The following is a 22,971-nucleotide window of genomic DNA, read 5'->3' as shown; positions in this document are numbered from 1 at the left end:
TAATAAAAATAAGACAATAACCACGTAACGGCTACTGTCTTGATATTATTTTTGGGCTTAAAGCATTGATATACTTGACAAATGGTAGAAAATAAGAAGCTAGGACAAATATCCTCAACCTCTCACTTTTTTATTCATCACTCGAGCTTGATTGTGTGTATGTTGCTGCTTGGGCAAGCCATTGATCAAATTGACCAGATGATTTAGCTTCTGAGATGACCTCATTGACAGCATCGATAACTTCTTGGTCTGTTCCTTTTGCAAAGGCGACAGCATAGGCATCTGTACCATCTGACTCTAAAGTGATTTTATCAGTGATGACAAGGTCATCATTTTGGGCAATATAGCCTTCAGCGATAGCTTTTTCCAAAACAACCGCATCCAACTGACCTGACTTAAGCTCATTGATCATCTCACCGTTTGAAGTCAAGGAAACCATACTTGCTTTTGGCAACTGCTCAGTCGCAACCGTTTCTTGGACAGAACCTTTTTGGGCACCGACAGACTTATCAGCCAGGCTATCTGCACTTGTATAAGTATCCAAATCAGACTTTTTGACGATGACTACATTCTCTGAAGTGTAGTAAGAATCCGAGAAATCATAAGCTTTCTCACGCTCAGATGTGACTGAAATCCCCGCAATAGCCATGTCTGCCTTACCAGATTTGAGCGAAGCAAGCACATTGTTGAAGGACATAACTGAATATTCCACATCAACGCCGAGCTTTTCAGCGATAGCATTTCCAAGTTCAATATCTGCTCCAACCAGAGTATCCTTGCCATCTAGTAGGGTTTTGAACTCAAAGGGTGCAAACTCAGATTCTGTTGCAATGACGATTTTTCCCTTTTTCTCGATAGATTCCTTGGTTACTGACGAACTCGACGAGCAGGCTGCTAGACCGACAAGAGCAAGACCTACCAGAGCAAGACTTAAAAGTTTCTTCATAATTTTTCTCTCTTTCTGATAACTTATTCACTAGTTTCAAGGGATTGTTCATAGACAGCTTGAACGAAACTGTCGATTTTTCCTTCAGCTTTCAACTCTTTAATCACCTTATTGACCGCTTCTTTCAGCTCATCACTGCCCTTAGGCATTGCTACGGCATAAGCATCTGTACTATCTGATTTGAGGCTAATATCCGCGATTGCTAGATCATCATTTTTAGCCACATAACCTTTGGCGATAGCCTCCTCAAGAACAACACCTTGCACCTGACCAGACTTAAGCTCATTGATGGCTTCGCCTGGTTGGGTTAGGGAAACAATGTGGGCAGAGCTAAGATTTGATTTTGCGATTGTTTCTTGGATAGAACCCTTTTGCGTTCCAATCGACTTATCCGCAAAAGAATCAGTATCTGTGTAGGTAGATAGCTCTGCTTTTTGAACGATAAGGACCGACTTAGATTCATAGTAGGTATCTGAAAAATCATAGACCTTCTGACGCTCCTCCGTTGCTGAAATCCCTGAAATCGCAATGTCTGCCTTACCTGATTTAACAGCAGCCAGAACGTTATTGAAAGACATGGTTGAGAATTTGACCTCCACACCCAGTTCTTCTCCAATTGCCTTTGCGATCTCTACATCGGCTCCGACTACAGTATCCTTACCATCTACCAAAGTCTTGAATTCAAATGGTGCGAACTCAGGATTCATGGCAACAGTCAGTGTTCCTTTTTCCTTGATCGTTTCCAAACTATTTTCAGACTGACTTGATGAGCCACAAGCTGACAATGTCATCAGCGAAGCAAAAGCAACCAATCCAAACGTCAATTTTTTATTCAGCATAATTATCCTCTTTTCTTTTTAAAACCTTAATTTTTATAACTTATAGATACAGTTTAAGGAATTTTTATGCAAAAGTCAACCGTTTTTTGAAAATAAATACAAAAACTCCGACTATTTTTGGAAAATAATCAAAATTTGGGGTGGTAAAAAGCATAATCATCTATAAAAATTGTATAAATAGTTAGGTTAATCAAATTTTATCCAAAAATAAGCAAAGAATACCTCCTCCACCAATAATATGATAAAATAAAAGAGTTACAATCTATTTTATTCAATAAAAACAATTATAAAAGTGAGAATTCAAAATGACGAATCAAGTGAAACAACTCTTGGATACATCATCAAGATGTGCCATTTCTTTTTCAAATATCGACAGCTTTCCTCTCAAATTTCAAGAGCACCTTTGGTCTCTGCTCTGCTATTTGAGAGATAAAGACATCAAGTGGACAAATGGTGAACTGGCTACTTCAGACAGTATGGTTTCAACTATTCTTTACACTATTGAGAACTACCAGCTTATTGCTCACCGCTTGGGTACTGTTACTCCTGCATTGACTGAGATTGCTCTGCAATTCGAAACAACAGAACGCTACAATGGTAAAAAATGGGACGAAGAAGAGGAAGACTTCTACGAAGATTACGAAACCTTCTATGCCTTCACTTGGCTGAGAGAGGTCCCTGAAGATGCGGTACCGTTTGAGGACTATGCTACAGATTTCCCAAAATTCTACCTACCAGCTGAACCAGAAGAGAAACTGGACCTGTCAGCGTTGACAATGAAATTTAAGAGATAGATAGAAAAAGCTGATAATCTTAATAGATTACCAGCTTTTTCTTATACAGACTTCACTCTGTCATCTCTATATAATCCTTTTTCAAGACTTGCGTCTAATAAATCTAAGGTCAATTGCCATAAGCTATCCGATTCCTGAGCGATAAATGATTTCTTTGATAAGACCTGATTATAAGTCAAATCATCTGGATTATCATTTTCCTCTGCAATCTGCAAATGATTCATCAAAGGTGCGATGGCATCAACACAACGTGCAAAACGAGCTTCATCAGAAGTTCCTTTTTCAAATTCTATCCATAAATTTAAGAGCTGCTCTGAATCTGAATCATCCAAATAAGATAATGATTTTTTGACGGATTCTAGCTCACGAGCATAAGATGTCGACTTCCCAGCATCATCAAAAACAGAAGTATCTCCAGCCCCAATTTCACCCATATCATGAACTAATAACATTTTTAAGACTAGTTCCAAATTGATTGTTTTAGGAAAGTGCTCTTGTAATAAGATAGCCATAAGAGCCAATTGCCATGAATGTTCAGCAGAATTCTCAAATCTACCATCCAAGGTTTTATTTTGACGTGTAATCGTCTTTAACTTCTCCATCTCATTAAAGAATGCAACTTGTTGATAAAGTGATGACATAGAAACCTCCATTAAATACTCAGTAAAGCAATCAATCCATACTCTTCAATTCCAGCACCATATCACGGATTTGGGCAGCCAATTCAAAGTCAAGCAGCTCGGCAGCTTCCTGCATTTGTTTTTGCAGTTTCTTGATAGCTTCCTTGCGCTCTGTCTTGTTCATGGCTGAGTAGTCCACTGTTTCTTCGGCAACATCGCTGTCGCTTGTCTTAGAAATAGCAATAAGGTCACGGATTTCTTTCTTAATGGTTTGTGGGACAATGCCGTGCTCTTCATTATAAGCCATCTGAATCTGACGACGGCGGGCTGTCTCATCCATGGCACGCTGCATAGAATCCGTAATTTTGTCCGCATACATGATAACGTGACCTTCTGAGTTACGGGCAGCACGACCTATGGTCTGAATGAGACCACGTTCATTGCGCAGGAAACCTTCCTTATCAGCATCCAAAATAGCTACCAGACTAACCTCAGGTACGTCAATCCCTTCACGAAGAAGGTTGATCCCAATCAGAACGTCAAAGACTCCAAGACGCAAGTCACGGATAATCTCTGTACGCTCCAAGGTCTTGATATCCGAGTGCATGTATTTAACCTTGACACCCATTTCTTTCAGGTAGTCAGTTAGATCTTCTGCCATCTTCTTGGTCAAGGTTGTGATAAAGGTACGCTCACCTTTTTCAGCACGTTGAGTAATTTCACCAAGTAGGTCATCCATTTGCCCCATACTTGGACGAACTTCAACTTCTGGATCAAGCAAGCCTGTCGGACGGATAATCTGCTCAATAACCGTATCGGTCTGCTCCATCTCATAGTCACCAGGTGTCGCTGATACATAGACAATCTGATGGACATGGCTCTCAAATTCTTCTCGGCGCAGCGGTCTGTTGTCTAGTGCTGACGGAAGACGGAAGCCGTAATCAACCAACATCTGCTTACGAGAGCGGTCGCCATTATACATGCCCTTAATCTGACCCATGGTCATGTGGCTCTCATCAATCATGATGAGGAAGTCCTCTGGGAAGAAATCAAGCAGCGTGTAAGGTGGCTCACCTTCTGAGCGGCCATCCATATGGCGTGAGTAGTTCTCAACCCCGTTGGTATAGCCCATCTCACGCAGCATTTCGATGTCATACTCTGTTCTTTGTTTCAATCGCTGAGCTTCTAGGAGCTTACCCTCTGACTCAAAAAGTTGGAGCTGGTCAGCCAATTCAGCCTGAATATTGGCGATAGACTGCTCCATATGCTCGTCATTGGTCACAAAGTGGGTAGCAGGGAAGAGCACCAAGTGGTCAACCTCACCCAGACTCTTACCAGTCAAACTCTCAATCTCACGGATACGGTCAATCTCATCACCGAAGAATTCAATACGAAAGGCATGCTCATCACGTGAGGCAGGGAAGATTTCCACCACATCACCACGTACTCGGAAACGACCGCGCTGAAAATCGATGTCATTTCGTTCAAACTGGATATCAACTAAGTCATTCAAGAGTTTGTCTCTAGAAATCTCCTGTCCTGGACGCAGGCTGACTGCAGAATCCGCATATTCTTTTGGCGACCCCAAACCGTAGATACATGACACGGATGCTACAACGATAACATCGTTACGCTCCAAGAGGGCTGACGTTGCTGAATGGCGGAGCTTATCAATCTCATCATTGACAGAACTGTCTTTTTCGATGTAGGTATCAGATGAAGGGACATAAGCCTCTGGCTGATAATAATCATAGTAGGATACAAAGTACTCAACAGCATTGTCTGGGAAAAATTCCTTAAACTCTCCGTAGAGCTGACCAGCCAAGGTCTTGTTGTGGGCGATAACAAGAGTCGGTTTGTTGACCTTGCTGATAACCTGACTCATGGTAAAGGTCTTACCTGTACCAGTTGCTCCGAGGAGGATTTGCGATTTTTCTCCTCCTTCAATATTATCGACCAATTCTTCAATAGCCTGAGGCTGGTCACCAGATGGCTCATACTTGGAAACCAGTTTGAATTGATTATTTTCTTGTCTATCTATCATTTTTTCCTCGATTCAATAACCCATCTAAATACAATATTTAAATAGGAAAAAGATATTTCTACTATTGTAACATAGTTTTTCTGACTTAGCTTTTTTTAAAAGCTCACTTCCTATGTTAGGTTTTCTTACACAAATCGCTTAAAATTTGCTTAACGCCGTCTTCTTTGGTATAATGGACGAGTTAATGAATAAAGGAGACATTCAATAATGAAGAAAAAACTTATTGCAGCCCTTTTTGCGGTTGCCTCAGTTTTCTTTATGATTGGTGGACGTTCTGCTTCTGCTGATACGATTAATATCGTTTCGGACAATGCTTACGCTCCATTTGAATTTAAAGATTCTGATCAGACTTACAAAGGACTCGATGTTGATATCCTTTCAGCAGTTGCTAAAATTGCTGGTTGGGATTACAACATTACATACCCAGGATTTGACGCAGCGGTCAATGCCGTTCAATCAGGTTCTGCGGATGCCATTATGGCTGGGGTTACTGTAACTGACGAACGTAAAAAAGTCTTTACCTTCTCAGATACATACTTCGATACCTCAATCGTTATCATCACTAAAGGTTCAAATAACGTATCTGAATACAGCCAACTTAAAGGTAAAACAGTCGGTGCTAAAACTGGATCAGCCTCATACGACTGGCTAAACGAGCACAAAGATGAGTATGGCTACACAATCAAGACCTTCGATACAGGAGACTTGATGTACAACAGCCTTACTGCTGGTTCTATCGACGCAGCTATGGATGACAAAGCTGTCGCTCAATACGCAATCAGTCAGGGACAGGACCTTGCCATCAACATGGAAGGTGAGTCAATCGGTAGCTTCGCCTTTGCTGTTAAAAAAGGCAGCAAGTACGAGTACCTCATTGATGAATTCAACTCAGCCCTCAAAGAAATGAAGGAAGATGGTACTTATGAAAGCATCATCACTAAATGGGTTGGAAGCGACGATACAACTACTACAACTGAATTGACTTCAACTGGTGACGCTAATGCTAAGGCAACTCCAGTTAAAGACACTTATACTATCGCATCAGACACCTCATTCGCACCATTCGAATACCAAAATGACAGTGGTAAATATGTTGGTTTTGATATGGAATTGCTCAAAGCAATCGCTAAACAGCAAGGTTTCAACATCAAAATCAGCAACGTAGGTTTCGACGCAGCCCTCAATGCTGTTCAATCAAGTCAAGCTGACGGTGTTATCGCTGGTATGACCATTACAAGCGAACGTGAAAAAACATTTAACTTCTCAGATCCATACTACACAACCAATATTATCCTTGCTGTCAAAGAAGGCTCATCAATCTCATCATATGACGACCTTAAAGGTAAGACAGTTGGTGCTAAAAACGGCTCATCTTCTTACACTTGGTTGGAAGAGAATGCTGACAAATACGGCTACACACTTAAAGCCTTCGATGACGGCTCTACAATGTATGACAGCTTGAACTCAGGTTCAGTTGATGCCATCATGGATGATGAAGCTGTCCTTGCTTACGCAATCAGCCAAGGTCGCAACTTTGAAACACCAATCGAAGGTGAAGCTTCTGGAACTGTTGGATTTGCTGTTAAGGCTGGTACAAACCCAGAATTGATTGAAATGTTCAACAACGGACTTGCAGCTCTGAAAGCTGATGGTACTTACGACGAGCTCGTTGAAAAATATTTGACAACATCTAGCTCATCTTCATCAAGTTCTTCAAGCAGCACAGTTGATGAATCTTCAATCTGGGGCTTGATTAAAAATAACTACGGACAGTTGGCTCAAGGTCTTTGGACAACTACCCTCTTGACCCTTCTCTCATTCGCTATTGCCATGTTGATCGGTATTATCTTCGGTATGATGGCTGTAGCTCCTAGCAAGATACTTCGTGTGATTTCACAAATCTTTGTTGACGTTATCCGTGGTATTCCATTGATGATCGTTGCAGCCTTTATCTTCTGGGGTATTCCAAACCTTATCGAGCAGATTACTGGCCGACAAAGTCCTATCAACGACTTCGTCGCTGCTACTATTGCCCTTTCGCTAAATGGCGGAGCTTATATTGCCGAAATCGTCCGTGGTGGTATCGAAGCCGTTCCAGGTGGACAGATGGAAGCCAGCCGAAGCTTAGGTATCCCTTACAGCAAGACAATGCGTAAAGTCATCTTGCCACAGGCTATCCGCCTCATGCTTCCAAACTTTATCAACCAGTTCGTTATCTCACTTAAAGATACAACAATCGTATCTGCTATCGGACTTGTGGAACTCTTCCAAACTGGTAAAGTTATCATCGCCCGTAACTACCAATCATTCCGTATGTACGCTATCTTGGCAGTTATCTACCTCGTGATCATCACCTTGTTGACACGTCTTGCAAAACGTTTAGAAAAGAGACTTAAATAATGGCTGAATTGAAAATTGATGTGCAAGATTTGCACAAATCATACGGCGACAACGAAGTCTTAAAAGGAATCGACGCTAAATTTTACGAAGGCGACGTGGTTTGTATCATCGGACCTTCAGGTTCTGGTAAATCAACCTTCCTTCGTACACTAAACCTTCTTGAAACTATCACGAGTGGTAATGTTGTTGTTGACGGTTTTGAACTCTCAGATCCTAAAACGAATATCGACAAGGCTCGTGAAAATATCGGAATGGTATTCCAACACTTCAACCTCTTCCCGCACATGTCAGTTCTTGAGAACATCACCTTTGCTCCAGTTGAACTTGGCAAATACTCAAAAGAGGAAGCCAACAAGATCGGTATGGAATTGCTTGAAAAAGTTGGACTTGCTGACAAGGCTGACGCTAAACCAGATAGCCTTTCAGGTGGGCAAAAACAACGTGTCGCTATCGCTCGAAGCCTAGCAATGAACCCAGATATCATGCTCTTCGATGAGCCAACATCTGCCCTTGACCCAGAGATGGTTGGAGATGTACTTAACGTTATGAAAGACCTTGCTGAACAAGGTATGACCATGCTTATCGTTACTCACGAAATGGGGTTTGCTCGTAAAGTTGCTAACCGTGTTATCTTTACAGATGGTGGGCGCTTCATCGAAGACGGCACACCAGACCAAATCTTCGACAATCCACAACACCCACGTCTCGTGGAATTCTTGGATAAGGTCCTCAATGCCTAAAAAGGAACTCTTCGGAGTTCTTTTTTTCTTGACAAGAATTTAACCAATCTGTTAGAATAAAATTATCTAAATTCCGGAGGTAAAGGACGCATGAACAACTAAGAACTTACAATTGATATGACTTATCATGTAATGTTTTTAGTTTTCCAGCCTTTATCTAATATCTTCCTAGAGACAGATTGGTCTTTTTGAGGACTATTTTAGGATATTTTGTCCTATCCTGTGACATAAAGAGAAAACACACTGCTTGATAAGTCAGTGTGTTTTTTGATAAAGGAGATTCTTATGTTACAGATTAAACAGTTTACACTTGAACAAATTGCTGACGCAAAACGACTCATTGACAATCTAAATCTGACAATCGCTAGAGGAGAAAAATGTGCCATTATCGGTGAGGAAGGTACTGGTAAATCTAGTCTCCTCCGTGCCATTGCAAATGCAGAAAGTCTTAGCAACTATGCCAATATAGGTGGACAAATCAGCTGTCAGGCATCTGCTATTGCCTATCTCTCTCAGGAATTAGATCCCGAACTTACTCAAGTTAGCTGTCAGGATTTCATTTATGATGACATGGATTATGACCGATTCGACTTCAATCGTTTCTATCAACTGGCTGATCAGATCAAGCTAGATCTTGACTTAATACTCAACTCTGATAAAAAACTAGGTCATTTATCTGGCGGTCAGGCTCTGAAATTACAGCTGCTAAAAGAATTAGCTTACCAGCCTGATCTGATACTTCTTGATGAACCGTCAAATAATCTTGACTTGGATAGCGTCAGATGGCTGGAAAATTTCATTATAAATAGTCCTGAAACCATTATTTTTCTCTCCCATGATGAGGCTCTGCTAGAAAACACTGCTACTGCCATCTTACATCTTGAACTGATTAAGAAACGTCAGGAGCCACGCGCCAGCTATTTCCAAGGAAGCTACAAAGACTATAAAAACCAGCGCCAGGCAAGTTTCGAGCGTCACTATCAGCTGGCTCAAAAGGAGCGAGAAGAGCATGCTAAGAAGATGGAGCGCTACCAGCGCATACAAGAGTCCGTCCAACATAATCTCCGACAGACTCATGATGCGACAGCTGGAAGATTGGTCGCCAAGAAGATGAAGGCTGTTCTGTCCCAAGGAAAACGATTTGAAAAAGAGGCTCAGCACTTTCACGACATTCCTCAGGATATGGACAAAATCGACCTCTTCTTCTCTGACATTCAACCTCTAGCCAAGCAGAAGAAACTCCTATCTTTGACCGATTTTAAGACAAGTACGGGTCAGGTCCTTTCACTGAAGATTTACGGTCAGGACAAGGTCGTCATCACTGGGAAAAACGGTATTGGAAAGACACGCATTTTGAAGTCAATCGCTGAGCAGCTCAGCAACAAATATAATCTAGCCTACATGCCTCAGAATTACGAGGAGGCTTTTAAGGGTATCGAAACCGCCCTTGATTTTTTAGCGCAGACTGCCGATCAAGAGCTTTGCCGTACTATGCTAGCGCGATTACAATTCACTAGAGAGGAAGTCAACCACCCTCTTTCTCAATTATCTGGTGGACAGAAAGCCAAACTCTTCCTAGCTCAGATGGTTCTTCAAAAAGCAGATATTTTGATTCTGGATGAACCAACTCGTAATCTATCTCCAACGAGTCAGCCGCTACTCAGACAGCTCCTAGCAGACTATCCCGGAGCCATCATCAGCGTTTCACACGATAGAGCCTACATTGATCAAGTCTGCTCAAGACAGCTAGAACTCACCGAAAATGGACTAGAAGAATATCCAAAATAAAACCAAGCAAAAAGACCTGAAATCAAGCAATTACAGCTGACTTCAGGTCTTTTTATTGTTGTAATCTTTAATCTCTCAAGAACTTTTTAGATCAGTACGTAATCATCAAGCGCTTTGCTGATACCATGATTGTCGTTATCATCAGTTACATAGTCTGCAGCTTCTTTCACTTCCTGAGGAGCGTTTCCCATAGCAACACCAATGCCAGCCTTCTCCAACATAGGAATATCATTGAAATTATCTCCGATAGCCATGGTTTCTGTCAGGTCAAGTTGGTAATGCTTCGTAATTTCAAGCAGGGCATTTTCTTTAGAGACCGATTTTGATGTCATTTCGAGATAGTTATCTTTGGACAGATAGAAAGACACATCCTCTAAAGGAAGATTATCAAGTTCCTCAAGACAGAATTTGATGTTCTGCGCATCCGCAATTAAAAGCAATTTATGAGTCACAAAGTCCGGATCCTCAATTAGCTCCCTAAAGTCAACCAAGTCAGGAACTTCATGCGTAATTGCCGCTTCAATCTCACCCCATTGGTCAATGTTTTCAACCATCCAAGAGGCATTTGAATAAAGATTGAGAGAGATTTGTGGAAACTCTCGGCGGATAAAGTTATAAATAGCTTTCAAATCCGAAACCAACATCCCATGTTGAATCAATGTTTGGAAACCTTCAGAATCTCCTTTGATAATCAGGGCACCATTATAACAGGCAATTGGATTGTCACCAAGTTCTAGGCTGATAGCAATTGGAAACATGCCTCTCGGAGATCTTGCAGAGGCTAGGGCAAAATGCCCACCTTGATAAGTTCAACCTGACCTTCTAAACTATCGATAAGCCATTGATCTGGCTTCTGATCTGTAATCCAATAATCGAAATCACTAATTTGATTGAGGATAAAGTGAGCTGAACGCTCGTATTTTTCTAGCTCTGCAACCAGCACTTTAGTCCTTGCTTGGGAGAGAGCCAACTTTTTCACCATTACATCTTCTTGATCATCGAAGGTCACCTTAGCATCCGACAAACCTGCTGCACCAATAAAAGCAATATCAAGACGGACATCCTTCAATAGCTCTGCTTCATTCAAAGAATAGAAAAAGCGATTCTTAGCATGGAAGCGACCCCCAAGTTGATACAAGTCGATCACTTGGTGTTGGGAAAGTACCAAGGCATTATCCATAGAGTGCGTATAAACCCTAGCCTCAAAATCCAGCTTTTGAGCAAGTCTAAGAAGACTCGTAGAGACATCTATAAAGATGGATTGACCTGGATTAATGAGCTCTAGAGTCCTGCTTGCCATCTGATCTTTCTGGACTTGCGAGTGATTGAGACGCTGATTATAGGCCTGAATAGGATTTTCCTTTTGCAAAAGCAAAATACCTCCATGCATTCTGACAGCAAGCCCTTCCTGAGACAGCTGCGCAAAATCACGTCTAATCGTATCTCGAGATACGCCAAGTAATCCTATGGCTTCTTTGGATGACAATTGCCCACGTTCATCCAATAGTTGAAGAATCTTGGATAATCTTTGTTCTTGATACATCCTTGACTCCTTCCACAAGTATCATAGCACTATTTTAAACATTTTCAAGCTTTTGTATGTTTTTATAAGTGCTTTTTGTGATTTATATTCAAAAAAAGACCTGAAATCAAGCAATCTCAGCTGACTTCAAGTCTTTTTTCTATTTTAGACATCTTCTTTGGCTAATTTTTCACGTTCTAAGCGCAGGCGACGATTGGGATTGAGGGTATTGAAGAGCTCTTCTAACTTCTCAGCATTCCAAACATCAGCTGCGGAAACGAAATTACCATCCTTATCCTTAAAGGATATGGGTTTATCTCCCATAAGAAACCTCCTTGGAAACTATAAGCGACTTAGTCGACAAATTCAAATTCAAAGTTACCGATACGAACAATATCGCCATCTTTGGCACCACGCTCACGAAGAGCTTCATCAACTCCCATACCACGCAATTGACGAGCGAATTTCATGATAGATTCGTCGCGTTCCATGTTGGTCATGATGAAGAGACGTTCCAATTTCTCACCTGAAAGTACCCATGACGCATCATCGTCACGACTGATTTCAAATGGACGTTCGTCCTCGTTGAAGCCATAGTAAACTTCTTCTTGCTCCATGTCTTCTTCTGTGTAAAGAAGGAATTCATCTGTTTGGTCAAGCAATTCTGCTGTCGCTTCCATCAAGTTTTCCAAACCTTGGTGAGCCAAACTTGAAATTGGGAAAATCATTGGTAGCTCATCGAATTCGTCATATTCAGCAGCCAATTTCTCTTTGAATTCTTTCAAATTTTCTTCAGCTTCTGGCATGTCCATCTTATTAGCAACAATAATCTGTGGACGTTCCATCAAGCGGAGATTATAAGTTTCAAGCTCTGTATTGATTTGACAGTAGTCTTCATAAGGATCACGACCTTCACTTGCTGACATGTCAACAACGTGCAGGATAACGCGTGTACGCTCGATATGACGGAGGAATTGTGTCCCAAGACCGACACCCTGACTAGCTCCTTCAATCAAACCTGGAAGGTCAGCCATGGCAAAACTTTCACCTGATTTTGTACGAACCATTCCCAAGTTTGGAACAATTGTCGTAAAGTGATAGGCACCAATTTTTGGCTTAGCAGCTGAAACCACGCTGAGGAGAGTTGATTTACCAACAGATGGGAAACCAACCAATCCAACATCAGCAAGGATTTTCAATTCCAACTGAAGTTCACGTTCCTCACCTGGCTCACCATTTTCAGCGATTTCAGGTGCAGGATTGCGAGGTGTCGCAAAACGGATATTACCACGTCCGCCACGACCACCTTGGGCGATAACAAATTCTTGACCATTTTCAACCAAGTCAGTGATAACCTTACCAGTCTCTGCATCACGAACAGTTGTTCCAGGAGGAATGGCAACGATCAAATCATCTGATCCACGACCGTGCATCCCTTTTGTCATTCCCTTTTCGCCATCTTTAGCCTTAAATTTACGGTTGTAACGGAAATCCATCAAGGTACGAAGTCCTTCATCTACACGAAAGACAACTGAACCACCTTTACCACCGTCACCGCCCCAAGGACCGCCATTAGGCACATACTTTTCACGACGGAAGGCAACCATACCATCACCACCACGACCTGCTTTAACAGTAATCTTGGCAGTATCTAAAAACATACTCATTATTAAGATATCAAGGACCTGACCTGAGTGGTATTTTCCGACCAATTCCGTGCTAGAAAGCTGTCTAGTCCTTATCCTTTCTTTAAAAATCTATTGCATTAAGCATAAAGGCTGGGATAGAACTCCCAGCATTTGTTCTTGCAGTATTTGGGTTTAATTTTTTTGTTAAATGGCAGAGCTTATATCAGTTATAACCAACCGCTCTGTTGGTTTATCAGCTCCGCTATTTTCCAAAGATTACCCAAGCGCAGATAGGGCACTAAGAACAAGTGCACCAACTGTAATAATCACCATAATCAAGACAACAAAAAGTGTCAAGCGCTCAAAGGCTGTCTTCTTACGTGGACCATTATCTCCAAAAGCCATTTTTCTACCTCTTCTATCGAATTTAATCACTATTTATCTTATCATGAATCAGCCCAAGAATCAAATCACAAGGCGGATTCAGGCTTATTTTAAGAAATCAAAGAGCGACATCGAAAATCTCAAGGCTAGCTAGTTCTTCTTCTGTCAAACGACGATAATCACCTCTGTCCAAATCCTCTGGTAAGGTCAAAGGTCCCATAGTCAGACGCTGTAAGTCTACAACTTCCTTACCGCAGGCAGCAACCATACGTTTGACCTGATGAAATTTACCCTCAGCAATGGTAATCTCAACCAGTGAGCTTTCTTGCTCCTCGTCTAAACTGAGAATCTCTAACTTGGCAGGCTGACAGGTAAAATCTTTAAGAGCAATACCTTGACCAAAACGTTTTTGATCTTCCACTGTCATTAGACCAGAGACCTTGGCACGATAGGTTTTATCAACATGCTTTTTAGGCGAAAGCATGGCATGTGCAAGAGCGCCATTATTAGTCAAGAGCAAAAGACCGTGCGTATCCTTATCCAGACGACCAACAGGAAAGACTTCCTTGACTCTTGCCATATCATCTAGTAAATCAAGGACAGTTTTGTGCTCCCTGTCTTCAGTTGCCGACACCACACCCCGAGGCTTGTTGAGGAGGTAGTAGACAAAGGTCTCATGACTGAGAACCTGACCGTCAAAAGTGATTGTATCTTTCTTTTCATCAATTTGGCGTTTTGGTGAGGTCTCTAAAGCTCCGTTGACCAAAACACGTTTTTTCTTGAGAAAAGTCTTAATTTCTGTACGACTGCCAACACCGCAATCCGCTAAAAATTTGTCCAGTCTCACTTGTCTTCCTCCATCATTTTAGCAAGTCTAAGCCCTGACTCAGTTTCTCCAAGTCTCTCATAGCCCAGTTTCTCCATCAGACGCAGAGCTCTGCTATTGTCCAAAGAAAGCTCAAGCAGCAGGCGTTTAGCTTGGTGATTAGTCTTGAGATAGTCTTCGATGCTTTGGTAAAAGGCTACGCCCAGCCCCTTTCCCATGCGATTTGGTTTAAGAGCAAAGGTCAGATCAATATCACCATCTGGCTGCGCAACAAAATAAGCATAACCGATATGAGCTCCATTTCGAATAATGGCTAAATAAGAGTCACCACGAGCTTCCTCAGAGATAAATTGAGAATAGTTTGGATGCTTATGATTGATTTCAAAAGATGAAAACTCCTTTGGATAAGCCCATTGGTTGATGACATCCAAAGCCAAATCCTGACTTAAAGGCATGACATAAAAATAGTCCATACGTCTAAAACTCTTGACCAGGTTTTTAATACGACGATTTTGAATGCTGACATCATCTGTCTGATAGACATAATCGACATAGCCTAGTTGATAAGAGATAATCATCTGGCTAAAAATTTCCTGCACATCCTCTGGAAAACGTAAGATAAGCTCTTCTAACTTTTTATTTTCTAGTAACATCTCAAAACCTATTCTAGCAAAAAGAGTGGAGTACAAAGCTGTCTTGCACTCACACTCTTCAAAATGATTTGCTTAGTCTAAACCGATTTCTGCACGAACAACATCTGCAATGGTATCAACATAGTAGTCCACTTCTGCATCTGTTGGCGCTTCTGCCATGACACGAAGGAGTGGCTCAGTTCCACTTGGACGAACCAGGATACGACCGTTACCAGCCATTTCTGCTTCCATCTTTTCGATAATTTCAGCGATTGCAGGAACTTCCATAGCAACATTTTTCTTGCTATTTTCCACACGGATATTAACCAATTTTTGTGGGTAGATAGTCACTTCTGCAGCCAATTCTGACAAGCTCTTACCTGTCTCTTTCATGACTTTAGTCAACTGGATAGCTGTCAATTGACCATCACCTGTTGTGTTATAGTCCATGATGATAACGTGGCCTGATTGCTCACCACCAAGGTTGTAACCAGATTTACGCATTTCTTCAACAACGTAACGGTCACCAACAGCAGTGACAGCCTTGTTGATTCCCTCACGGTCAAGTGCCTTGTGGAAACCAAGATTTGACATAACAGTTGTCACGATAGTGTTTTTAGCAAGTTCACCTTTGGCAGCCATCTGTTTACCGATGATGTACATAATTTTGTCACCATCAACAATCTCACCATTTTCATCAACAGCGATAAGACGGTCACTATCACCGTCAAAGGCAAGACCAATAGCAGAGCCTGACTCCTTAACCAATTCTTGCAATTGTTCTGGGTGAGTTGAACCAACACCGTCGTTGATGTTAAGACCATCTGGTTGGTCACCGATAACGGCAATCTCAGCACCTAAATCAAGGAAAATATTACGAGCTGATGAAGCGGCTGCACCATTAGCAGTATCAAGAGCTACCTTGAGACCTTCTAATTCTGTACCAGTTGATACCATGAATTTTTCATACTTGCGAAGACCTTCTGGATAGTCAACAAGTGTTCCAAGCCCTTGTGCTGATGGACGAGGAAGTGTATCTTCTTCTGCATCAAGAAGCGCTTCGATTTCAGCTTCACGGTCATCATCCAATTTGAAACCGTCACCACCGAAGAACTTGATACCATTATCAAGAGCTGGGTTGTGGCTGGCAGAAATCATAACACCAGCGCTAGCATTTTCCGTACGAACCAAGTATGAAACACCTGGAGTAGCAAGCACACCAAGTTTGTAAACCTCGATACCGACTGAAAGAAGCCCTGCTACCAAGGCTGACTCCAACATCTCACCTGAAATACGTGTGTCACGTGCCACGAAGACTTTTGGACGACCTGTTTCGTGCTGGCTAAGGACATAACCACCGAAACGACCCAATTTGAATGCTAATTCTGGCGTCAGCTCCACATTTGCTTCACCACGAACACCATCTGTACCAAAATATTTTCCCATTTTATCTATTAGCGCTGAAAATCGCGCTCTCCTCCATTTTCTAAACAGTTACATTATGTCTTATTTTTTAGTTACTGTCAAATCGACTCCTATTGTAGCAGGATCTACTGTTACATTGGTTGCCGATAGATTAATTGTTTTTGTCACATTTTTTGTCACATCTGAAATATCAACTTGACCCACAACCTCTGAAATGGCATCTAGTGCATCTTGATTACCGTAGATTGTTACCGTATCTTGACTAGCCTTAGTCGTAATCGACGAAAGATCACTTGAAAGGCTACCAGTCTGCTCAATCCTTACTGGAACAGTCTTAGACAGACGTTTTACTGTCACCGAAAGACCGACCTTGGCAGGATCGATAACACTTGCTAGAACAGTACCGTCAGCAGAGACTGCTTGTAAGGTTACATTGCCTGAATAATTACTATCAAGCACTTGATCTTCTGGAAGATTAGCAACCACATGATCAATCTGACTCATCGTAGACTCATCACTAACGACAGTCACTTCATCTGTGTCAACAGAGACCTTCTTCAAAGCATAGCCATCTGCAATCTGATCATCGTTTACATTTCCAACCACCTTAAAAGTCTTTGAAACCTTTTTTCCGATTGTTACCGAAATTGTGTCAGGTGACACGGTTGCAGTCATACCAGATGGCAGATTAGTCACCTTGAGCTTGGCCGTTGTTGTTCCAGAACTTGCATCGCTCAAGTCAGCAACAACCTTGAAAGAACGTGTATCACTATTGATTTCAGAATCTAGCTTAACTCGATTTGTTGATGTCAGATAAACGGTTGTCTGATAAGAATAACCACTGATAAAATAGTTATCACTATCATACTTGATATCAATAGGAACATCTTCAATCGTATTGGTGTAAGTTTCTGTTACCTGAGATAGTTGTGTTCCAGATTGATTATAGCTACTAGAAGCTGCAGTCAAAAAAAGACTTATAGCAAAGAGAAAAGCGACTAGCAGGTAGAAAAAACGACCTTGAAAAAAACGTTTGATCATCTTCCAATCAACCCCCTTAAGCGCTGACCTAGACCTTTTGGTCTGGTTTGATTTTGCGGTACTAAAATCTGAGTCATCAAAATCTCAAAATCCTTAACCGACAAATCATGTACAAATTCACCCTTGTGTGTTACAGAGATGGCACCAGTCTCTTCTGAGACAACGAAGGTCACAGCATCCGAATTTTCAGACAAACCAATTGCCGCACGGTGTCTTGTACCAAATTCCTTAGAAATATTTGGAGATTCAGATAAAGGCAGGTAGCAACAAGACGCTGCAATCTTATCACCACGTACAATTACAGCACCATCATGAAGTGGTGTATTAGGAATAAAAATATTAATCAATAGTTGACTTGATATATTAGCATCCAAGGGAATACCAGTACTGATATATTCTTGCAGGGTCTGTGCCTGCTGAATGGAAACCAAGGCTCCGATTTTCCGTGGACTCAAATAAGCGACCGCCTTAACATAGGACTGGACCAGACGCTCTTCTTGAGAAACCTTGTTAGGTACTGACTTAAGCAGATTGGTTGTTTTCCCAAACTTTTCAAGTCCTAGCCTGATTTCTGGGGCGAAAATCACCACCGCAGCAATCACTCCATAGGTGATGACTTGATTCATCAAATAAGTAATGGTCTTTAGACCAATAATCTCTGCCACTCCTTTTAGAATAACAAAGAGAACCACACCCTGAACCAAGGACATAATCTTTGTCCCAGCCAGAGCCCTGATAAATTTATAAAGAAGCAGGGTCACGATGATAATGTCCAAAGAATTTACAAAAATGGTCCAAGGACTATCCACCAGCGACTGCCAAAACTTCGTATCGAACTGTGAAAATATACTCATACACTCGGCTCTATCACTTTCTATTCAATCCTCTACATTATATCATTTTTAAAGGATTTTTTCTGTAACTCTATCTAAAATTTTATGATAAAATAAAAGCATGACTATTAAAACTACTATGGGAATTTTAGCTGGTAAATCAGCTCATTTCGTCCTTTCAAAATTAGGACGTGGCTCAACTCTGCCAGGTAAAATTGCCCTCAAATGTGACCCAAACATCCTGGACACTATTGCCAAGGATTATGAAATTGTTGTTGTTACAGGTACAAACGGGAAAACCCTGACGACTGCTCTAACAGTTGGTATTCTTAAAGAAGCGTTCGGAGAAATCGTGACCAACCCAAGCGGTGCCAACATGATTACAGGGATTACCTCTACCTTTCTAACCGCTAAGAAGGCAAAATCAGGTAAGAAAATTGCTGTGCTGGAAATTGATGAAGCCAGCCTTCCAAAAATCACTGAGTACATCACACCAAGTCTCTTTGTTTTCACCAACATCTTCCGTGATCAAATGGACCGCTACGGTGAGATTTACACCACTTATCAAATGATTTTGGACGGAGCAGCCAAAGCTCCACAGGCGACTATTCTAGCTAACGGAGACAGCCCTCTTTTCAATTCAAAAGAGGTTCCAAATCCCGTTCAGTTTTATGGCTTTGATACTGAGAAACACGCTCCTCAGCTTGCCCACTACAATACAGAAGGAATCGTCTGTCCAAAATGCGAAAGCATTCTCCAGTATCAACTCAATACTTATGCCAACTTAGGTGATTATATCTGTCTAAATTGTGATTTCAAACGTCCTGAGTTGACCTATCGCCTGACTGACTTGACTAAGATTACCAATACTAGCTCAGAATTTGTTATCGATGGTCAAGACTATAAGATCAATGTCGGTGGTCTCTACAATATCTACAATGCTCTTGCTGCCGTCGCAGTTGCTGAGCATTTCGGTGTTGCAGCTGAGACTATCAAAGCTGGTTTTGAGAAAAGCCGTGCGGTCTTCGGACGACAAGAAACCTTCAAAATCGGAAATAAATCATGTACTCTTGTTCTGATCAAGAACCCTGTTGGTGCCAGTCAGGCTTTGGAAATGATTAAACTAGCTGACTACCCATTCAGTCTATCTGTTCTTCTCAATGCTAACTATGCTGATGGTATTGATACCAGCTGGATTTGGGATGCCAATTTTGAACTCATCAACGACATGGATATCACCGAAATTAATGCCGGTGGTGTCCGTCACTCGGAAATCGCAAGACGACTTCGTGTAACGGGCTACGATTCAGACAAGATTACCCAAGCTGAGAAACTAGAAGATATCATGAACTTGATTGAAAAACAAGACAGCGATCATGCCTACATCCTAGCTACCTATACTGCTATGCTTGAATTCCGTGAACTGCTTGCAGCTCGCCATGCTGTTGGAAAGGAGATGAACTAATGACTTATACCTCACTACAATCTCCTGACAAAGAAGATTACCGCTACGAACTCAACATTGCCCACCTCTATGGTAACCTCCTCAACACATACGGAGACAATGGAAATGTCCTTATGATTAAGTATGTCGGTGAAAAACTTGGTGCTAAGATGACCTTCGATATCGTCTCAGTCGGCGATGACTTTGACGACAATCACTATGACATGGTTTTCTTTGGTGGTGGCCAAGACTACGAACAATCAATCGTCGCTAAGGACCTCCCTAGCAAGCGTCAGCCTATTGACCGCTTCATCCAAAACGACAAGGTTATCCTCGCTATCTGTGGTGGCTTCCAGCTCTTGGGTCAGTATTATATTCAGGCTAATGGCGTCCGCATCGAAGGTATCGGAGTTATGGGACACTATACCCTGAACCAAGAAAATAACCGTTTTATCGGTGATATCAAAATTCACAACGAAGAATTTGATGAAACCTACTATGGTTTTGAAAATCACCAAGGCCGCACCTTCCTTTCTGAAGACGAAAAACCACTTGGAAAAGTCGTCTACGGAAACGGAAATAACAAAGAAGACGGTACAGAAGGCGTCCACTACAAGAATGTCTACGGAAGCTACTTCCACGGACCAATTCTCTCTAGAAATGCAAACCTGGCTTACCGCCTAGTCACAACAGCACTTAAAAACAAATATGGTCAAGATATTCAGCTTGCAAGCTATCAAGATATCCTAGGACAAGAAGTCGCTGAAGAATTCGGTGATGTCAAATCAAAAGCAGAATTTGAATAAAGAGAGTTTTTAGTGCTTTCCTTATATGATATTGCATGCCAGCGAATTCCACTCGCGAAAATTAGAAGATTTATTTTAGCAAAACATCTCTATTTGATTTCATTATAAATCAGGTTACTTTAAATTTTTAGACCTTTGGGAAATCCAGAGGTCTTTTAGTTTAGCTTTAATTACAAAACAAAAAAGGCTCTGGAATTTCCAGAGCCTTTCGCTCATTAATCAACAGTGATTATTTTTTAAGGTTGTAGAATGATTGCAAACCTTTGTATTGAGCGATTTCACCAAGTTGATCTTCGATACGAAGCAATTGGTTGTATTTAGCGATACGGTCAGTACGTGACAATGAACCTGTCTTAATTTGACCAGCGTTTGTTGCAACAGCGATGTCTGAGATTGTTGAATCTTCAGTTTCACCTGAACGGTGTGAAACTACTGCAGTGTATCCAGCTTCTTTAGCCATTTCGATAGCTTCAAAAGTTTCAGTCAAAGTACCGATTTGGTTAACTTTGATAAGGATTGAGTTAGCAGCACCTTCTTTGATACCTTTAGCAAGGTAGTCAGTGTTTGTTACGAAGAAGTCGTCACCAACAAGTTGTACGCGGTCGCCAAGACGTTCTGTAAGAGCTTTCCAACCGTCCCAGTCGTTTTCGTCCATACCATCTTCGATAGTGATGATTGGGTATTTGTTAACCAATTCTTCAAGGTAGTCAACTTGCTCAGCAGCAGTACGTTTAGCACCTGTTTCACCTTCGAATTTAGTGTAGTCGTAAACACCGTTTTCGTAGAATTCTGATGAAGCACAGTCGAAACCGATGAATACTTCTTCACCTGGTTTGTAACCAGCTGCTTCGATAGCTTTAAGGATAGTTTCTACTGCATCTTCAGTTCCTTCAAATTTAGGAGCGAAACCACCTTCGTCACCAACAGCTGTTTCAAGACCACGTTCTTTAAGGATTTTCTTAAGTGCGTGGAAGATTTCAGCACCGTAACGAAGACCTTCTTTGAAAGTTGGTGCGCCAACTGGCAAGATCATGAACTCTTGGAATGCGATTGGAGCATCTGAGTGAGATCCACCGTTGATGATGTTCATCATTGGTGTTGGAAGAACTTTAGCGTTGAATCCGCCAAGGTAGTTGTAAAGTGGCACTTCAAGGAAGTCTGCAGCTGCACGTGCAACAGCGATAGACACACCAAGGATTGCGTTAGCACCAAGTTTACCTTTGTTTGGAGTACCGTCAAGAGCGATCATAGCGCGGTCGATAGCTTGTTGATCACGAACATCGAAACCGATGATTGCTTCAGCAATGATGTTGTTAACGTTGTCAACAGCTTTTTGAGTACCAAGACCGTTGTAACGAGATTTGTCACCGTCACGAAGTTCAACTGCTTCGTGTTCACCAGTAGAAGCTCCTGAAGGAACCATACCACGTCCGAATGCACCTGATTCAGTGTAAACTTCTACTTCAAGTGTTGGGTTACCGCGTGAGTCAAGGACTTCGCGAGCGTAAACATCAGTAATAATTGACATTATAAATACTCTCCTTATGAGTTTTAATTTTTTACATGTTAATAATACCACAAAGTCATATTTGACGCAAATTAAAACAACACTTTTTTCAAAAAAGGAAAAATAGAGTATAATATTGATATCAATTTTCTGGAGGAATATTATGTCAGACTTGAATCAACGTTTGATGGAAAGTGCAAATGGAGGTCGCAAGATCAACCCAGACGAATTGCGTCATTTTCTTGGGACATACGCAGAGCGTGTTCTTTTAACTGTCTCTGCTCAAGATGCACGTACTGAGATTGTAAAGGAGAACTTCCAAGACATCCTCAATGATTTAAAAGAAAAATACACTCCTGTAAAAGTCAAACTCTCCCCTGCCCTATCAGACAGTCTGCAGATGACCTATCTAAAACTAACCAAGGATCAGGAGTTGACTTGCACTATCGTTGAAGAAATGGTCAGTCACGTCGATTTTGGGATCATGGTATTTACCGATCATGCGGTCAATATCGAAGATACTGATATCCATACCTTATACCCTGATATTTTCAAACAGGAAAAAACAGAAACAAAATCTGAGAAAAAAGGCTTCTGGTCTAAATTATTCGGAAACTAAAAGAAGAGGCTGGGACAAAAAAGTCCTAGCCTTCTTTTTTTTCTACCATTTGTCAAGTATATCAATGCTTTAAGCCCAAAAATAATATCAAGACAGTAGCCGTTACGTGGTTATTGTCTTATTTTTATTACTG

The 22,971-nt window shown here is 41.4% G+C and carries 21 protein-coding genes and 1 pseudogene; 7 read left to right on the top strand and 15 right to left on the bottom strand.

Features of this window, described 5'->3' with window-relative positions:
* Nucleotides 1-130: 130 nt before the first annotated feature.
* Both JOC28_RS08030 and JOC28_RS08025 read right to left on the bottom strand, forming a co-directional pair.
* A complete protein-coding gene (locus JOC28_RS08030) occupies nucleotides 131-946 on the bottom strand; it encodes a transporter substrate-binding domain-containing protein (protein WP_205010178.1) in 816 nt (271 codons plus the stop codon).
* Nucleotides 947-969: 23 nt separating this feature from the next.
* On the bottom strand, nucleotides 970-1,785 hold the full coding sequence (locus JOC28_RS08025; RefSeq protein ID WP_205010177.1) for a transporter substrate-binding domain-containing protein: 816 nt from the start codon (nucleotides 1,783-1,785) through the stop codon (nucleotides 970-972).
* A gap of 305 nt (nucleotides 1,786-2,090) precedes the next feature.
* On the opposite strand from JOC28_RS08025, the gene JOC28_RS08020 reads away from it, so the two are divergent.
* On the top strand, nucleotides 2,091-2,579 hold the full coding sequence (locus JOC28_RS08020) for a hypothetical protein (RefSeq protein ID WP_205010176.1): 489 nt from the start codon (nucleotides 2,091-2,093) through the stop codon (nucleotides 2,577-2,579).
* A 41-nt stretch (nucleotides 2,580-2,620) separates the two neighbouring features.
* On the opposite strand, the gene JOC28_RS08015 is transcribed toward JOC28_RS08020, so the two are convergent.
* Together JOC28_RS08015 and uvrB are read right to left on the bottom strand one after the other, a co-directional pair.
* Nucleotides 2,621-3,220: an HD domain-containing protein gene (locus JOC28_RS08015; protein WP_205010175.1), complete on the bottom strand. Its 600-nt coding sequence runs from the start codon at nucleotides 3,218-3,220 to the stop codon at nucleotides 2,621-2,623.
* A gap of 31 nt (nucleotides 3,221-3,251) precedes the next feature.
* Nucleotides 3,252-5,243, bottom strand: coding sequence for an excinuclease ABC subunit UvrB (uvrB, locus tag JOC28_RS08010; RefSeq protein ID WP_205010174.1), 1,992 nt, complete (start codon nucleotides 5,241-5,243; stop codon nucleotides 3,252-3,254).
* A 207-nt stretch (nucleotides 5,244-5,450) separates the two neighbouring features.
* Here uvrB and JOC28_RS08005 point away from each other — a divergent pair, with 207 nt between their 5' ends.
* The 3 genes from JOC28_RS08005 to JOC28_RS07995 all read left to right on the top strand — a co-directional run bounded on the left by JOC28_RS08005 (nucleotide 5,451) and on the right by JOC28_RS07995 (nucleotide 10,171).
* Entirely contained in the window at nucleotides 5,451-7,643 is a 2,193-nt protein-coding gene (locus tag JOC28_RS08005) for an ABC transporter substrate-binding protein/permease (protein ID WP_205010173.1), read from the top strand.
* Entirely contained in the window at nucleotides 7,643-8,383 is a 741-nt protein-coding gene (locus JOC28_RS08000; protein WP_205010172.1) for an amino acid ABC transporter ATP-binding protein, read from the top strand. Before JOC28_RS08005 ends, JOC28_RS08000 begins: the two co-directional genes overlap by 1 nt.
* A 285-nt stretch (nucleotides 8,384-8,668) precedes the next feature.
* Nucleotides 8,669-10,171: an ATP-binding cassette domain-containing protein gene (locus tag JOC28_RS07995; protein WP_205010171.1), complete on the top strand. Its 1,503-nt coding sequence runs from the start codon at nucleotides 8,669-8,671 to the stop codon at nucleotides 10,169-10,171.
* Nucleotides 10,172-10,257: 86 nt separating this feature from the next.
* Here the strand turns inward: JOC28_RS07995 and JOC28_RS07990 are convergent.
* From JOC28_RS07990 to cdaA, 10 genes and pseudogenes are all read right to left on the bottom strand, one after another.
* Nucleotides 10,258-10,962, bottom strand: a pseudogene (locus JOC28_RS07990) (HAD family hydrolase); the annotation flags it as partial.
* On the bottom strand, nucleotides 10,953-11,714 hold the full coding sequence (locus JOC28_RS07985) for a DeoR/GlpR family DNA-binding transcription regulator (RefSeq protein ID WP_205010169.1): 762 nt from the start codon (nucleotides 11,712-11,714) through the stop codon (nucleotides 10,953-10,955). The gene JOC28_RS07985 and the pseudogene JOC28_RS07990, both read right to left, overlap by 10 nt.
* Before the next feature lie 144 nt (nucleotides 11,715-11,858).
* A complete protein-coding gene (locus tag JOC28_RS07980; RefSeq protein WP_205010168.1) occupies nucleotides 11,859-12,017 on the bottom strand; it encodes a hypothetical protein in 159 nt (52 codons plus the stop codon).
* Between the two features lie 29 nt (nucleotides 12,018-12,046).
* The gene (gene obgE, locus JOC28_RS07975) at nucleotides 12,047-13,360 is read right to left on the bottom strand and encodes a GTPase ObgE (protein ID WP_205010167.1); all 1,314 of its coding nucleotides are present in this window, start codon (nucleotides 13,358-13,360) and stop codon (nucleotides 12,047-12,049) included.
* Nucleotides 13,361-13,597: 237 nt separating this feature from the next.
* A complete protein-coding gene (locus tag JOC28_RS07970) occupies nucleotides 13,598-13,726 on the bottom strand; it encodes a DUF4044 domain-containing protein (RefSeq protein ID WP_205010166.1) in 129 nt (42 codons plus the stop codon).
* Between the two features lie 97 nt (nucleotides 13,727-13,823).
* Nucleotides 13,824-14,552, bottom strand: coding sequence for a pseudouridine synthase (locus tag JOC28_RS07965; RefSeq protein WP_205010165.1), 729 nt, complete (start codon nucleotides 14,550-14,552; stop codon nucleotides 13,824-13,826).
* A complete protein-coding gene (locus JOC28_RS07960; RefSeq protein WP_205010164.1) occupies nucleotides 14,549-15,184 on the bottom strand; it encodes a GNAT family N-acetyltransferase in 636 nt (211 codons plus the stop codon). The genes JOC28_RS07965 and JOC28_RS07960 overlap by 4 nt, the downstream gene beginning before the upstream one ends.
* Before the next feature lie 72 nt (nucleotides 15,185-15,256).
* Nucleotides 15,257-16,609, bottom strand: a complete 1,353-nt coding sequence (gene glmM / locus JOC28_RS07955) for a phosphoglucosamine mutase (RefSeq protein ID WP_205010163.1) — start codon at nucleotides 16,607-16,609, stop codon at nucleotides 15,257-15,259.
* 60 nt (nucleotides 16,610-16,669) lie between these two features.
* Complete coding sequence (locus tag JOC28_RS07950) at nucleotides 16,670-17,626, bottom strand: CdaR family protein (protein WP_205010179.1); 957 nt, start codon at nucleotides 17,624-17,626, stop codon at nucleotides 16,670-16,672.
* Nucleotides 17,626-18,483 (bottom strand): diadenylate cyclase CdaA, encoded by an 858-nt coding sequence (gene cdaA / locus JOC28_RS07945; RefSeq protein ID WP_205010162.1) that lies wholly within the window; start codon nucleotides 18,481-18,483, stop codon nucleotides 17,626-17,628. The genes JOC28_RS07950 and cdaA overlap by 1 nt, the downstream gene beginning before the upstream one ends.
* Nucleotides 18,484-18,583: 100 nt before the next feature.
* Between cdaA and murT the strand changes: the two genes are divergently transcribed.
* Both murT and gatD read left to right on the top strand, forming a co-directional pair.
* Nucleotides 18,584-19,927 (top strand): lipid II isoglutaminyl synthase subunit MurT, encoded by a 1,344-nt coding sequence (gene murT / locus JOC28_RS07940; protein WP_205010161.1) that lies wholly within the window; start codon nucleotides 18,584-18,586, stop codon nucleotides 19,925-19,927.
* Nucleotides 19,927-20,712: a lipid II isoglutaminyl synthase subunit GatD gene (gene gatD / locus JOC28_RS07935; RefSeq protein WP_205010160.1), complete on the top strand. Its 786-nt coding sequence runs from the start codon at nucleotides 19,927-19,929 to the stop codon at nucleotides 20,710-20,712. The genes murT and gatD overlap by 1 nt, the downstream gene beginning before the upstream one ends.
* Before the next feature lie 229 nt (nucleotides 20,713-20,941).
* Here gatD and eno read toward each other — a convergent pair whose 3' ends face one another.
* The gene (gene eno / locus JOC28_RS07930; protein ID WP_205010159.1) at nucleotides 20,942-22,240 is read right to left on the bottom strand and encodes a surface-displayed alpha-enolase; all 1,299 of its coding nucleotides are present in this window, start codon (nucleotides 22,238-22,240) and stop codon (nucleotides 20,942-20,944) included.
* A 142-nt stretch (nucleotides 22,241-22,382) separates the two neighbouring features.
* Between eno and JOC28_RS07925 the strand changes: the two genes are divergently transcribed.
* Nucleotides 22,383-22,838: a DUF1694 domain-containing protein gene (locus tag JOC28_RS07925; RefSeq protein ID WP_205010158.1), complete on the top strand. Its 456-nt coding sequence runs from the start codon at nucleotides 22,383-22,385 to the stop codon at nucleotides 22,836-22,838.
* Nucleotides 22,839-22,971 lie beyond the last annotated feature (133 nt).

It is taken from the genome of Streptococcus loxodontisalivarius (assembly GCF_016908645.1).
In the GTDB taxonomy this organism is placed as follows: Bacteria; Bacillota; Bacilli; order Lactobacillales; family Streptococcaceae; genus Streptococcus; species Streptococcus loxodontisalivarius.
This window is presented reverse-complemented; position numbering and strand designations above follow the sequence as displayed.

What these genes read in the sequence shown, in the direction of transcription:
- JOC28_RS08030 (WP_205010178.1), bottom strand. Translation starts at nt 946, where the DNA reads ATGAAGAAACTTTTAAGTCTTGCTCTGGTAGGTCTTGCTCTTGTCGGT.
- JOC28_RS08025 (WP_205010177.1), bottom strand. Translation starts at nt 1,785, where the DNA reads ATGCTGAATAAAAAATTGACGTTTGGATTGGTTGCTTTTGCTTCGCTG.
- JOC28_RS08020 (WP_205010176.1), top strand. Translation starts at nt 2,091, where the DNA reads ATGACGAATCAAGTGAAACAACTCTTGGATACATCATCAAGATGTGCC.
- JOC28_RS08015 (WP_205010175.1), bottom strand. Translation starts at nt 3,220, where the DNA reads ATGTCATCACTTTATCAACAAGTTGCATTCTTTAATGAGATGGAGAAG.
- uvrB (WP_205010174.1), bottom strand. Translation starts at nt 5,243, where the DNA reads ATGATAGATAGACAAGAAAATAATCAATTCAAACTGGTTTCCAAGTAT.
- JOC28_RS08005 (WP_205010173.1), top strand. Translation starts at nt 5,451, where the DNA reads ATGAAGAAAAAACTTATTGCAGCCCTTTTTGCGGTTGCCTCAGTTTTC.
- JOC28_RS08000 (WP_205010172.1), top strand. Translation starts at nt 7,643, where the DNA reads ATGGCTGAATTGAAAATTGATGTGCAAGATTTGCACAAATCATACGGC.
- JOC28_RS07995 (WP_205010171.1), top strand. Translation starts at nt 8,669, where the DNA reads ATGTTACAGATTAAACAGTTTACACTTGAACAAATTGCTGACGCAAAA.
- JOC28_RS07985 (WP_205010169.1), bottom strand. Translation starts at nt 11,714, where the DNA reads ATGTATCAAGAACAAAGATTATCCAAGATTCTTCAACTATTGGATGAA.
- JOC28_RS07980 (WP_205010168.1), bottom strand. Translation starts at nt 12,017, where the DNA reads ATGGGAGATAAACCCATATCCTTTAAGGATAAGGATGGTAATTTCGTT.
- obgE (WP_205010167.1), bottom strand. Translation starts at nt 13,360, where the DNA reads ATGAGTATGTTTTTAGATACTGCCAAGATTACTGTTAAAGCAGGTCGT.
- JOC28_RS07970 (WP_205010166.1), bottom strand. Translation starts at nt 13,726, where the DNA reads ATGGCTTTTGGAGATAATGGTCCACGTAAGAAGACAGCCTTTGAGCGC.
- JOC28_RS07960 (WP_205010164.1), bottom strand. Translation starts at nt 15,184, where the DNA reads ATGTTACTAGAAAATAAAAAGTTAGAAGAGCTTATCTTACGTTTTCCA.
- glmM (WP_205010163.1), bottom strand. Translation starts at nt 16,609, where the DNA reads ATGGGAAAATATTTTGGTACAGATGGTGTTCGTGGTGAAGCAAATGTG.
- cdaA (WP_205010162.1), bottom strand. Translation starts at nt 18,483, where the DNA reads ATGAGTATATTTTCACAGTTCGATACGAAGTTTTGGCAGTCGCTGGTG.
- murT (WP_205010161.1), top strand. Translation starts at nt 18,584, where the DNA reads ATGACTATTAAAACTACTATGGGAATTTTAGCTGGTAAATCAGCTCAT.
- gatD (WP_205010160.1), top strand. Translation starts at nt 19,927, where the DNA reads ATGACTTATACCTCACTACAATCTCCTGACAAAGAAGATTACCGCTAC.
- eno (WP_205010159.1), bottom strand. Translation starts at nt 22,240, where the DNA reads ATGTCAATTATTACTGATGTTTACGCTCGCGAAGTCCTTGACTCACGC.
- JOC28_RS07925 (WP_205010158.1), top strand. Translation starts at nt 22,383, where the DNA reads ATGTCAGACTTGAATCAACGTTTGATGGAAAGTGCAAATGGAGGTCGC.